This window comes from Marinomonas sp. S3726, assembly GCF_000967665.1.
In the GTDB taxonomy this organism is placed as follows: domain Bacteria; phylum Pseudomonadota; class Gammaproteobacteria; order Pseudomonadales; family Marinomonadaceae; genus Marinomonas.
This window is the reverse complement of record NZ_JXYC01000009.1, coordinates 45,821-59,366: the sequence shown is the minus strand read 5'-3', so window position 1 is coordinate 59,366 and position 13,546 is coordinate 45,821. Positions and strand designations below refer to the sequence as shown.

Below are 13,546 nucleotides of genomic sequence, written 5' to 3'. Positions count from 1 at the left end.
GAGCTTGCTCTTTTTTGAATAAGTTTGCTAGGAATCTCGGCTTAACGCTTTTTTGGTTTTGGCTGAGGCAATGGCTTCTAAAGGATTGTCAGGCCAAGGGTGCTTTGGATACCGACCTCGCATCTCTTTTTTCACTTCATGGTAGGCGTTTTGCCAAAAGTGCTCTAGGTCCTGAGTGATGGCCAGAGGTTTTTGAGCCGGTGATAAAAGCTCAATTTTTACCTTGGTGCCTGCAATTTCAGGTGTTTTCAATGTGCCAAACATCTCTTGTAATTTGACTTTTAAGCTAGGGGGAAAGGCTTGATAATCTAATCGAATCTGGTTTCCAGATGCGACTTTCAAACTCTCTGGCGCAAGCTTTGCCAAGGCTTGTTGCTGGCTCCATTCCAATTGGTTTAGCAAAATATCAGCAAGAGATAGCTGGCTTAATTTAGCATGAGTGCTGACATTCGCTAGGTAGGGAGCCAACCATGTCTCTAGGCTGTCCAGTAGACTAGCATCATCCACTTTGGGCCATTGGAACTGTGTCATCTGAGCAGGTAAGTTGGGCTGATCTGATTCAGTCATTTGGTGAATAAAGGCAAGTCTATGTCTTACTCGTAGGGCGGCTTTATCCCAGTTTAAAAGGTGTAATCCTAAGCTTCTTATATGTTGGCAAACTGCATGTGTTTGAGCCTCTTCAGAAATCTGAGAAAGCTTTTTTGAGGCAATACACAATCCACCAATCATGGTATCTTGACTAGAAAGTAACCGCTCACTATTTTTAGGCCAACTCACCTTTTGAACGACTCTGGTGAGTTCATGAAGCGCATCTTCAAAGAGGTGAGGATTTAAAGGGCTTGCTAGGAAAATCTGATCCTTATTAAACTTACTGTTACCGCCGGTTTCTAAGGCAATGATAAAACCTGCTTTTGCAACGGCGTGGCTTTTATGTAGCTGTGCTAAACGGCCATTGGCTAACTTATAATCTTGCCACTGGTTGCTGTTATCTAGCGTTTGCTGTTTGGCAATACGATCTGGATAAGCGCAAGCAAGTAGGTAGCTTATTTTGTCCTCTTGTGTGAATGCCGCTAGATCAGATGCCGTAAGATGGCTTGAGGTTAGCTCAATTTTCTTCACTAATCCCTGTGCTAGTTTATTCATTTGTTGTAACAACTGTTGCTGGGTTTTAGTGACCTTTTGGTTTGCCTTAGTGTGAAAACCTAGTGCTTGTTCACTCAAATCCATTTGCTGAGTTTGGCCGCTATTGCCTTCCATAATAAGCGCACCTAAAAGTGTGCTTAATTTGCTTTCTTTAATCGCGATTCCTGCAAGGATTAATCGACCAATACGGGCTGAGGCAGAGAATTGAGACATGGCTTCACCTAACGCGGTTAGCTTTAAATTGTCTTGTTTCTCTAAAGCGCCTAGGTGTTGTAGAAGCCCAACAGCTTGTTGCCAATGACCTTCTGGAACTGGGGTTAACCAGGTCAAATCTTGGTGGTGGCTAGCTCCCCATTTGGCTAGCTCTAAAGCAAGGTTGCTAAGGTCTGCTGTGATGATTTGAGGTGGAGCTTGTTCCATGAGGCGGCTTTGCGCGTCTTCGCTCCACCACCGATAACAGACACCTTCTGAGGTACGACCGGCACGGCCAGTTCGTTGAATACTTTCAGCTTGGCTTGCCTTTCTGGTATGAAGGCGAGTCAGGCCTGTATTTGCATCAAACCTTGCTTCTCGGCTTAAGCCAGAATCAATCACGACCTTAACGCTGGGAATGGTTAAGCTGGTCTGTGCGATCGCAGTGGCAAGTATAACTCGTCTCTTATTTGCTTTCTTTGAGGCATTATCTGAGTGCTTGTTAAGTGCCAATACCGCTTGCTGAGCTTTAAAGTCTAATTTGCCGTAGAGAGGAAGCACCTCGCAATGATCCGCCAGCTGATCTTGCAGGCTCGATTCTAGTCGGTTGATTTCACTTTGACCGGGTAAGAAAACAAGAATATCACCTTCATCATGGCTTAGTGCATGACACACAGTACGACTAAGGTGAGGCAGTATCTCATCTTGTTTTAGGTTTAAGTTTTGATAATTGACACTGACAGGAAAGCTACGGCCCGGACAAAATAAACGACGACAACCTAAGGCTTTTTCTAAAGAAGCTTGCTCTAAGGTCGCCGACATGATGAGCAACTTAAGCGGTTCTTCTTCACGGAGAAAATCACGGCTTTCAAGACACAGGGCTAAAGCCAAGTCTGAATCTAGATTACGTTCATGAAACTCATCAAAAATGATTAAACCTATGCCTTCAAGGCTAGGGTCATCTTGTAATAATCGAACTAAGATTCCTTCGGTAATGACTTCAATACGAGTATCTTGGCTGACTTTTTGTTCGTGGCGAATGCGGTAGCCCACAGTTTTACCTAGGGGTTCTTTGAGTAGCTCTGCCATCCTAGCTGCGGCATGTTTAGCGGCTAGTCTTCTTGGTTCAAGTACGAGTATTTTCTGCTGTTTTAGCCAAGGTTGATCTAACAAAGCTAAAGGCACTAGCGTGGTTTTACCGGCTCCAGGCTCTGCTTCTAAAATAGCTTCATCATGCTGGTTAAGCTGTTGACGAAGAGGCTCAATAATTTGAGTGATTGGCAGATCTAGTGCAGTAAAATCAAAGGGCATGGAGATAAATCAAATCAGTTGAAGATAGCTTTATCTTAACCGATTTAGTGTGACGGGGCTAAGTTCTGAACTTGTCTTAAGGCCTAGTTCGTTTTTGTCTTGGTGCTGGTGGCTCGTCAATTTCGATGTCAGTTTTACAGTGTGCAATACAGGGCAGAATATAACCTTGTTCTAGTTCTTTCTGGTTCAAGCCAAAAGGTTCTCGTAAACCATAGTTTACCTCACCTTCATAGAGCTTGGTTAAACACACGCCACAAACACCGTTATCACAGGCTTTTCTTACTTCTCTACCTTGTCTCTCTAAGCTTTCAATAATGTTTTCTTCTGGGGCTGCCTGGTAGCTCATCCTTTGGTCGGATTGACTCAGGGTGATCTTAAGGGTTTTATCTTTCATTATCTTTTCTTGCATATGCTGTAATTAGCCCTTGATCAAAACGTGTCTGGCTTGCGGTTATTTCACATTAACTTTAGCATGCGCATCTGCAAAACCCATGCTTTTAATAAAGAGACGTTATCAGCATGGGAAAACGCTTCACTTCTACACTTTAAGGAATGGCAATGGAACAGTCCGAATTATTATCACGTACTTTTGATACGGTATTTCCTTTGGTATTTGTGGTGCTAGTTGGCTTTGTATACGCTCGCTGGCGATCGACAGATATGACGATTGCTAACCGCATCAATATGGATGTATTTGTACCTGCTTTAATTTTTTCTGTCATGGCTTCAGGTAGCTTCCATGTGATGCAGTATAAAGGCTTGATTCTCGGGGCTGCTGTGATTGTGGTTGGTTCCGGGTTATTAGCCTGGCCTGTTGCCAAGTTTATGGGGGTTTCAACTAAAACTCTGTTGCCACCTATGATGTTTAATAACAGTGGTAACCTAGGTATTCCCTTGATGCTACTGGCGTTTGGTGAATCTGTTTTACCTATTGCAGTGGTACTTTTTCTGACAGAGAATCTGCTTCACTTCACCTTAGGCATGTACCTCATCAACCCTAAAACCAAGCTGAAAAGCATACTCACTATGCCTATGGTGCTGGCCACTATATTTGGTTTACTGTTTAGTTTTTCTGGTTGGAGTATGCCCACCTCCTTATCTGTCCCGATTGATATGTTAGGACAAATTTCTATCCCATTAATGCTATTTGCTTTGGGAGTGAGAATGAATGATGTGGACTTAACCAACTGGCGTTTAGGTTTATTGGCAGGTATTTTATGTCCGTTAACAGGCTTGATAGCTGCCTTTGTCTGGCAGCAGGTCTGGCCAGTAAAAGAAGAGTATTTTGCTTACCTTTTAGTGTTTGCCTGTCTGCCACCTGCGGTATTGAATTATATTGTGTCTGAGCTATTTCAGCAGGAACCAAACAAGGTGGCTTCAATGGTGCTAATAGGCAACCTGATTAGTCTGGTCACCATACCTAGCATCTTGTTATATGTGCTTTAAGCTTAGGGAACCTAAGTTTGATTAAGCACATTGTGGACAGCTTTATGGTCTTCGAAAACAAGCTTTTCAAAGGCCTTGGCATTTAAGGGTTTGGAGAAGTAAAAACCTTGGTAAAATTCACAGCCTAGCTCAAGTAAGGCAGCCATCTCTTCTTGATTTTCTACCCCTTCTGCGACGACCTTCATTTTTAATCTTTGTGCTAAGGATAAGATACTGTCGGTAATATCTTTATCCACCTCATTTTTATGAAGGTCACGAATCAAAGACTGATCAATCTTGATCACATTTAGGGTCAGCTCTCGTAAGTGGCGTAAAGATGAATAACCAGTACCAAAGTCATCTAAGGAAAGCGTCATGCCCATTTCTTTAATTTGCTCTAACTTCTGCTTGGCAAGATGTTCATCTTTAAACAAACAGCTCTCAGTTATCTCTAGCTCAATTAGTTGAGGTGGGCACTTACATTCAACTAAGAGTTCTTGTACGCGTTCCACAAAGTTTGGATCTTGGAATTGGATTGGGCTGATATTAATCGCAAGGCGGCTGAAGTTATGCGGCAAGCCTTGATGTAGCCATTGGGTGATCTGTAGAAACGCTGTTTTTAATACCCAATCACCTAATTGATAAATTTGGCGTGTTTCTTCACTAATAGGAATGAAGTCAGCAGGGGAAATTTCGCCTAAAATAGGATGCTTCCAGCGGGCTAAACATTCAGCCCCAATGATGTCGCCATCTTTATTGCACTGAGGCTGAAAAGCCAAATAAAATTCATTGTTTTCGATGGCGCTGTGAAGCCCTTGTTCAATGCTCAGACGTTGTTCCGCTTGGATATGCAGCTGGTTTTCATAGAAATGATAAGTATTGCCACCTTCAGCTTTAGCCTTATACAAGGCGATATCTGCATGGCGAAGAATATCTTGGCCTGTGTTGGAGTCTTGTCGAATAATAGAAATACCGATACTGGCTGAGGTATGTAATAAATGGCCAATCAAGGTATGTGGTTCTGCAATAGAAGTCAGGATTCTATTGGCAAGTCGAGTCGCTTCTTTATGCGCTTCTTCTTCGGTTTTCGCAATATTAGGGATTAGGATGACAAATTCATCGCCACCTAGTCTGGCCACACTGGTTTCGTCGTTTTTAAATTCGCTTAAACGCTTACCTATAGTAACCAGTAAGGCATCACCCACCGCGTGCCCTAGTGAATCATTGATATGCTTAAACCTATCAAGGTCCATATAAAAGAGTGCCCCAATACTGGGTTGGTGCTGAATCTTGATGATGGCGTTATGCAGAATGTCAGAAAGGTGTCGACGGTTTGATAAGCCAGTTAGTAGATCGAAATAAGCATATTCTCTTAATTGCGCTTCGGCGCTTTCTCTTTCTTTCCACAGGGCAACAAACTGTTTAATCAGTAGGCCAAACTCATCTTTTTTTATCTTCAACGGCGGGTTATCTACCGCTTTATTGTCATACTTAATAGAGCTGATCCAAAGGGTTAGCTTGGTCAAAGGGTGAGTGAGCACCATATAGAAGAAGGCTAAAAGAATCAGAGATAGAATTAAGTTTTTGATTAAGCTTAATAAAAATACATTGGTCGCCCTTGCGATAAAGCTTTTTGCGACAGCTTGAGAATCTAAGCTAATACTCAGCGAGCCAACATTAATGTCTTTGGGAGAGAAGGTAAGCGGGATTTCCAGATGTTCTTGCTCACTAAAGAGATAGGTGGCAATGATTTTTGTGAGCTGGTTTTCATCACTAGGTTGAGCCGTATCACTGGCGAGCTGACTATTAAAGTCATCCATGATTTCGGCTTTAATAATATCAGGGTGAGAGAGCAGACCTTTAATTACCTGCTTTGCCAGTGGCGAGTTTAACTGGTAGGCGGCTTGAGCAGCTGGGTCATGTGATAGCAAAAGAATGCTACTGAAGCGCTGCTGGATTTGCTTCTTCTCACTTTCGAGGTCTAAAAAGGCCTGCAAAATCCCAAACATCAAACTCAAAATTAATGAGGCAGCAATGATTGTTTGCGCATGTTTTACCGATGCTCTGTCTTTTATACGAATAGCCACTATAAAGTCTTTCCTTTGACGCTACATATCTAAATACTAAATATTTACCAACAGATTAATAAGATGCGATCCATGAGAACAGATATTCCAACTATTTAGACGTCCGTTAGGCGTCTTATTAAAGCATGTTATGTTAGCGTTTTCGAATGTTCGTTTTGAGTGAAAACTTAGCCTTTATTAAGGGCGCTAGTTCAAGGATAAAAATTTATCAATCTAGTTAATATAGTTTATGTGGCATACTAATGCCTCTGCTTAACTCACAAGGAGACAAGACGTGCAATCTGATCCTAAGGACTTATTAAAAAAGAACAAAGAATTGATTCACTCTAATGACCTAAAAGTAACATCTCATGTTCAAAGACCACAAGAAAATTGGGTTTTACATACAGTTATGATTGAAGGTTACCAAGTCCCGTTTCGTTTTAAACGCCAAGGCAAATATCAAAGCTTGAAAGGCGCGAGAGTTAATCTTACCTATTACCCGACCACTGAAAGTGTTGCAGGTATTCCCTTGGAAGTGATGAAAGTCGTGAGAATAAAGAGAAGTTAGTACTTACAAACTTTAATTTCATGAAGATTTAAAACTTTCTCGTCACTTGATTGTCTATCAGTAAAGCATTGCTATTTCTTGCGAATATCTTTTTGTTAGATTGTGTAAACAAAGTGAATTAAAAGTAAGTCCTTATAAATCTTGCTGGTCTCTTGAAGTGCTTTGTGTCAGCATTCGCAACAATTTTTTATTAGGTAATAAATATGAACTCAGTGAAACAAGGAATAGTATTCAGCATTTTTGCTGCTTTATTCTTGCTGCAGTCCATCTCTCAATTATTGCCTATGCATGAGTCTTCGACTTCTCATTCTATGTCGACATTTGCAGCTCAGTCTATGCAAGCAAGTGGCCTTAATGGTGTGCAACTCGCCTCTGTTAGCCCTATGCTTGAGCATAATACGATGACGAGCATGTCTGCATCATCTCATTCTGACATGTCAGAAAACTGTGAAATCCATTGTCAGATAATGGGGCAAGATTGCGCTGAAATCATGTGTGCCACTTTAGCTTATGATGCCCTTATCAAACCTTCTTTGCTGGTTCCTTCCATGCAAAGTGTCAACTTCTATTCTCTTTCAGAACATTTTAGCTTTAGGGCTAATTCCCTCTATCGACCTCCGATTAGCACTCTTTCTTAATCATTATTTGTGATGTATTAGTGTAATTGATTTGGCTACAGCCTTGTCTTAGATAGATGACGCTTGTCAAAAATCTCATTGCTCTAATTGATCACATTGTTTTTGGCCTTATTTCGACGAAATAAGCCAAGTTCTACAATGTTTAGAAAGGAGCCTGGTTAATGTATTTAGCTAAGCGTCTGAGTATTCAATTACTCGTTTTAATATCTGTTGTTACTCAGCAAACAACAGCACAGCCTCTATCGAATAAGCGTTTGGAGGTGAGTGAAAAGCATCTTCTAACGGATTTAATTACAGAGGCGATTAGTCGTGATGAATGGATGGATGCTAATCAATTATTTGTCTCTTCTTTACAGGCTGAGTCTATAAAAAGTGGTGAGCTAGATAACCTTAAATTGAGTTTAGGTTTAGCCAACATGCCTATAGACAGTTTGGACTTTAATCAAGAAGCCATGACTCAGCTTAAGTTCTCTGTCAGCCAGATGTTACCAAGGGGCGACAGTCTGGCTCTTAAAAAAGAAACTTGGCAGCAAAAGGGTCAAGTGGCATTAGTCCAGCAATACCAAAGGGCTGCCCAAATTGAGCGGGATGTGTCTTTAACATGGTTGGCCATATTTGAAGCTAAGCAAAGTATCGCCTTGATTGAAGCAAATCGCGGTTTGTTTGAGCAACTGCTGGAGGTGTCTCAAGCGAGTTACTCGTCTGCGTTAGGGCGAACCAGCCAAGGGGATATCATCAAGGCTGAATTAGAATTAATACGCCTTGAAGATAGATTGGCGAGTCTAGCGCTTATTGAGCAAGCCAAGTATGCGCAATTAGGTCATTGGCTAGGTGATCTTGAATCATGGCCAGAACCGAACAGTTTGCCGCAAGTGGCTCTCAAGCAAGCACGTTTTTATCCTGCTGATCCAGTTCACTTTGATGACAAAAGCCACTTAGATAACAAAGGCCACTTAGATGAGAAAACCCAAACGCCTAATCACTCTATTACGGATCAAACTTTGTCTAAGCAGTTTGTTCAGCATCCAAACTTAATTGAATTAGATGAGAAAGCTCAGCTTGCTCAAGTGAGTATGTCATTGGCTAAACAGGCTTATCAGCCACAATGGGGACTCAACGCAAGTTACGGCTATCGAGATGATGCCGAAAATGGCATGCCACGCAGTGACTTTCTCTCTCTTGGTGTCACCTTAGATATGCCTATCTTTTCGAAAACGGCACAAGATGCGGGAGTAAAGTCCAAGCAACTGGCGCTTAATGCTATCGCCTTTGAACAAGCGTTAGCCCTTAAGCAAATGCTGGCAAAATATCGCGTCATTCAGTCTAAGGTCGCCAAGTTAAATCAGCGTCACCACTTGTATCAGTCCTCCTTGATACCTCAACTAAAACAGCAAGAAGACATTTTCTTAGCAGCCTACAAGAGTAATGAAGGGCCGTTTTCTGATGTGATTAAAGCGCGTATTGAAAGCTTAAATGCCAAGATCCAAGCCCTTGTTATCTCTGTTGCCCTACAAAAACAAAAAGTCGAATTCAATTATTTATTTGCCACAAGCAATGACTTTTTACTGGGTGCTGACTTAGTCGCCCCTATGTCTTCTTACTAGGAATTAGCATGAAACCTTTTTTAAAAAACAGCTTAATTATAAGTGTGAGTTTATCCATTGGCGCTGTGTCTGCATTAACCGCTTACGCTTACTTTCAACCCCTTAACGCTATTGATAGTTCTATAGCAGAAACGGCAGTAGACGAGCCCTTGTATTGGGTTGCGCCAATGGACCCGAATTATCGTCGTGATAAACCTGGGCAATCGCCTATGGGAATGGATCTGATACCTGTCTATGCCAATGAGGCCAATCAAGACTCAGGTGCTGGGACAGTGCAGATCTCTCCCGAAGTGGTGAATAGCTTGGGTGTACGCACTGGTGTGGCGAGCCTTAATCAACTCAATTTAAATGTGAATACGGTTGGTTATGTGCAGTATGACCAAGATAAAATTCAGCACCTTCATCCTAGAGTCGAAGGCTGGATAGAAGAAGCTTATATCAAGGCCAGTGGTGAAAGGATTACTCAGGGCCAACCTTTATATCGTCTTTACTCCCCAGCTTTGGTGAATGCCCAAGAAGAGTATCTTTTTGCGTTAGGACGAAAAGATAAGGGCCTGATTAAAGGGGCTAAAGAAAGGCTGTTAGCGCTGAATTTCCCGCCAACAGAAATTAGACGCTTAACGCGAACTTTAAAGGTGCTGCAAAGTGTCACCTTTTACGCACCCAGTGATGGCGTTGCTGACTACTTAAACATGGTTGATGGCATGTTTGTTAAACCCGGAATGGAGCTGTTATCAATTGCTTCACTCGATGAGGTTTGGGTTGAAGCCGAGGTGTTTGAAAAGCAAACCAGCTTAATTAAAGAAGGCCTTGCGGTGCAAATGTCATTGGATTATCTGCCCGGTAAAAACTGGTTAGGTGTGGTGGATTATGTCTATCCAACACTGGATCTTGCTAGTCGAACATTAAGAGTACGCATGCGTTTTGAGAATCAAGACCAAGCGTTAAAACCTAACATGTTTGCCAAAATCAACATTCTTAACGATGAAGCTGCACCAAACTTATTGGTACCTAAAGAAGCCGTTATCAGAGTAGAGCAGTCTAACCGTGTTGTGCTAGCGCTTGGTGAAGGTCGCTTTAAATCTATTAATGTGGAAATAGGTCGTACAGATAAGGATTCTATCGAAATCGTTTCAGGTTTGTTTGAAGGGGATGAAGTTGTCACCTCAGCGCTCTTCTTACTGGATTCTGAATCGAGTAAAAGCTCAGACTTTAAACGCTTTAATTACCCTTCATCGTCTGTCATGGACATGAGTGAAATGGATCATAGCCAAATGGATATGTCTGACATGAATATGCCAATGATGGATATGAGCGAGATGGATCACAGTGGCATGGATCATAGTCAGATGGGTCATGACCAGATGGATCATGGCTCAATGGATCATGGCTCAATGGATCATAGTCAAATGCAAATGACCTCACCTATGAGTATGTCAGAGGAGGGGAATAAACCATGATCAAGTCCATTATCTATTGGTCGATCAGTAATCGATTTATGGTGCTGCTAGCCACCTTATTGTTATTGGTTTTGGGTCTTATCTCCTTAAAAAATACGCCTGTAGATGCGATTCCTGATACCTCAGATGTACAGGTGATTATTAAAACCAGCTTTGCAGGGCAAGCGCCACAAGTGGTGGAAGACCAAGTTACTTATCCACTGACAACCGCCATGCTCTCTGTACCCGGTGCGCAAACTGTCAGGGGTTATTCCTTTTTTGGTGATTCCTATGTGTACGTGATCTTTGATGATGATACGGACATGTACTGGGCCAGAAGTCGGGTATTGGAGTATTTGAGTCAGGTTGCCCCGTCTTTGCCTGCTAATGCCAGATCCCAATTAGGTCCAGATGCTACGGGTGTTGGCTGGATTTATCTTTATGCCTTGGTTGATAAAACAGGCCAGCATGATCTTAGCCAATTAAGAAGCCTGCAAGATTGGTTCTTAAAGTATGAACTGCAAACCGTCCTTGGTGTGTCAGAAGTGGCGACGGTAGGCGGCATGGTGAAGCAGTATCAGGTCAAGGTAGATCCAGATAAGTTAAGGGCCTTTGATATGCCCTTAGCCCATATTCAGCAAGCGATTAAACGAGGTAATCAAGAGGTTGGTGCCTCTGTGATTGAAATGGCTGAAGCAGAATATATGGTTCGCACCTCAGGCTATATTCAAGGGGTTAAGGATTTAGAGCTTTTGCCGCTTGGCGTAAACAAGCAAGGAACACCGCTTTTATTACGTGATGTGGCGGATATTCAGGTCGGGCCGCAAATGCGACGCGGTGTAGCTGAGCTGGATGGTGAAGGTGAAACCGTTGGCGGCGTCATCGTCATGCGCTTTGGTGAGAATGCACAAACCACAATCCAAGGGGTTAAGAGCAAACTCGAGAGTCTCAAGGCAAGTCTCCCTGACGGGGTAGAAGTCGTGACTGTCTATGATAGATCTGGCCTGATCGAAAGTGCGGTGCAAAACCTTTGGGAAAAACTTGCCGAAGAGCTGGCTGTGGTTGCTATTGTTTGCGTCATTTTCTTATTTCATGTGCGCTCTTCTTTAGTGGCTGTGTTTAGTTTGCCCGTGGGTATTTTAGCGGCTTTTATCATCATGAACCTGCAAGGTATTAATGCCAATATCATGTCTCTTGGCGGTATCGCCATTGCCATTGGCGCCATGATAGATGGGGCCATCGTCATGATAGAAAACATGCACAAACACATGGAGAAAACCCCGTTAACGAAAGAGAATCGTTGGCAAATCGTGGCACAATCTGCCAGCGAAGTGGGCCCCGCTCTATTCTTTAGTTTGCTCATTATTACTGTGAGTTTTGTACCGGTTTTCACCCTAGAAGCGCAAGAAGGCAAGATGTTTGCGCCTTTGGCTTATACCAAAACCTATGCCATGGCGGCATCGGCCTTATTAGCTGTGACCCTAGTGCCTGTGCTCATGGGTTACTTTATTCGCGGCAAGATATTACCTGAGCATAAGAATCCGGTTAATCGACTGCTTACCTTTTTATATTTACCCGTGCTTAAGACGGTATTGGCTTACCCTAAATCGACCTTGGCCTTAAGTCTTGTGGTGTTTGCTGTGGGGATCTGGCCCCTAGATAAGTTAGGCAGTGAATTTATTCCTCCTTTGGATGAAGGGGATCTCATGTATATGCCGACCACTTACCCTAGTGTGTCTATTGCTCAAGCGAGACAAATCTTACAGCAGTCAAATAAGTTAATTCGCACAGTGTCAGAGGTTGAAAGAGTGTTTGGTAAGGTAGGCCGCGCGGATACGGCAACAGATCCAGCGCCGCTGACCATGATAGAAACCTTTATTAAGCTCAAGCCTAAATCTGAGTGGCGTGAAGGTATGACTACGCAAAAACTCAAAAAGGAGCTGGATGGACTCATTCAATTTCCGGGTTTAACTAACGCTTGGGTCATGCCTATCAAGACACGTACTGACATGCTAGCAACCGGCATTAAAACCCCTGTAGGGATAAAGATAGCCGGGCCTGAGCTGGCGGTTATCCAAGAGATAGGTCAGAAAATAGAGCGCATCATAAAAGATGTCCCCGGGACAGCATCCGTTTATTCCGAAAGGGTTGCGGGTGGACGTTACATCAAGGTGGATATACGTCGGGAAGACGCTGCGAGATATGGCATGAGTGTGGCTGATATACAGGCAGTCGTTGCGACCGCTGTGGGAGGCATGAATGTGTCTCAAACAGTGGAAGGGCTAGAGCGTTATCCGATTAATGTACGCTACCCGCAAGACTATCGTGACTCACCTGAGCAGCTATCTTTGTTGCCTGTGATTACCTCATCAGGTCAGCGTATTGCCTTAGGAGAGCTAGCCCATGTCTATGTACAAGATGGGCCTCCTGGTATTAAGAGTGAAAATGCGCGCTTAAATGGCTGGGCTTTTATTAATATTGAAGGCATGGATATTGGCCGTTACGTGGAGCAGGCCAAAGGCATTTTGGCTGATGAGCTTAGCTTGCCAGCAGGTTATTCCATTAGCTGGTCAGGTCAGTATGAATATATGCAAAGGGCAAAAGCCAAGCTGACTTATGTGGTGCCTTTAACCTTGCTGATCATAGTCGTGCTGCTCTATTTGAATTTTAAAAACATGGTGGAGGTTGCCATCATAGTGGGCACCTTACCTATGGCGATTATTGGTAGCCTTTGGTTGATGTACCTAGAAGGTTATAACTTTTCAGTTGCTGTGGGAGTCGGTTTTATTGCCTTAGCTGGGGTCGCGGTAGAGATTGGCGTCATCATGCTGGTCTATCTTAATCAAGCCTATCAAGCCATGTTAAGCAAACATGCTGAGCAAAAGCAGAGCCCGAGTGTTATTGCCTTACGCCAAGCCGTGCTTGAAGGCGCGGGTCTCAGAGTCCGTCCTGTGATGATGACGGCAGCTACCATCATTGTTGGCCTACTACCCATCATGTATGGCACAGGTACAGGTTCAGAGGTTATGAGCCGCATCGCAGCCCCCATGGTTGGTGGCATGATCAGCGCGGTTATTCTCACCTTATTAGTCTTGCCTGTTGTTTACTTTTTATGGCGTAAACGCAGCATTCAAAAACTCGAAAAAGCCTAACTCAA

At 43.1% G+C, this 13,546-nt stretch carries 9 protein-coding genes; 6 read left to right on the top strand and 3 right to left on the bottom strand.

Annotated elements, in window-relative coordinates:
• Positions 1–27: 27 nt before the first annotated feature.
• A complete protein-coding gene (hrpB, locus tag TW85_RS07780; protein ID WP_046016554.1) occupies positions 28–2,646 on the bottom strand; it encodes an ATP-dependent helicase HrpB in 2,619 nt (872 codons plus the stop codon).
• A 76-nt stretch (positions 2,647–2,722) separates the two neighbouring features.
• Positions 2,723–3,040, bottom strand: a complete 318-nt coding sequence (locus tag TW85_RS07775; protein ID WP_046016553.1) for a 2Fe-2S iron-sulfur cluster-binding protein — start codon at positions 3,038–3,040, stop codon at positions 2,723–2,725.
• Between the two features lie 164 nt (positions 3,041–3,204).
• Here TW85_RS07775 and TW85_RS07770 point away from each other — a divergent pair, with 164 nt between their 5' ends.
• Positions 3,205–4,092, top strand: coding sequence for an AEC family transporter (locus TW85_RS07770; protein ID WP_046016552.1), 888 nt, complete (start codon positions 3,205–3,207; stop codon positions 4,090–4,092).
• Positions 4,093–4,103: 11 nt separating this feature from the next.
• Here TW85_RS07770 and TW85_RS07765 read toward each other — a convergent pair whose 3' ends face one another.
• A complete protein-coding gene (locus tag TW85_RS07765) occupies positions 4,104–6,158 on the bottom strand; it encodes an EAL domain-containing protein (RefSeq protein WP_084616191.1) in 2,055 nt (684 codons plus the stop codon).
• A gap of 274 nt (positions 6,159–6,432) precedes the next feature.
• Between TW85_RS07765 and TW85_RS07760 the strand changes: the two genes are divergently transcribed.
• The 5 genes from TW85_RS07760 (at position 6,433) to TW85_RS07740 (ending at position 13,541) form a co-directional block, all read left to right on the top strand.
• Positions 6,433–6,708, top strand: coding sequence for a hypothetical protein (locus TW85_RS07760; RefSeq protein ID WP_046016550.1), 276 nt, complete (start codon positions 6,433–6,435; stop codon positions 6,706–6,708).
• Between the two features lie 203 nt (positions 6,709–6,911).
• Positions 6,912–7,346 carry a hypothetical protein gene (locus TW85_RS07755; RefSeq protein ID WP_046016549.1) on the top strand — a complete coding sequence of 145 codons (435 nt, stop codon included), beginning with the start codon at positions 6,912–6,914 and terminating at the stop codon, positions 7,344–7,346.
• 161 nt (positions 7,347–7,507) lie between these two features.
• Positions 7,508–8,950 (top strand): TolC family protein, encoded by a 1,443-nt coding sequence (locus TW85_RS07750; protein WP_046016548.1) that lies wholly within the window; start codon positions 7,508–7,510, stop codon positions 8,948–8,950.
• 8 nt (positions 8,951–8,958) lie between these two features.
• On the top strand, positions 8,959–10,410 hold the full coding sequence (locus TW85_RS07745) for an efflux RND transporter periplasmic adaptor subunit (RefSeq protein ID WP_046016547.1): 1,452 nt from the start codon (positions 8,959–8,961) through the stop codon (positions 10,408–10,410).
• The gene (locus TW85_RS07740) at positions 10,407–13,541 is read left to right on the top strand and encodes a CusA/CzcA family heavy metal efflux RND transporter (protein ID WP_046016546.1); all 3,135 of its coding nucleotides are present in this window, start codon (positions 10,407–10,409) and stop codon (positions 13,539–13,541) included. Before TW85_RS07745 ends, TW85_RS07740 begins: the two co-directional genes overlap by 4 nt.
• Positions 13,542–13,546 lie beyond the last annotated feature (5 nt).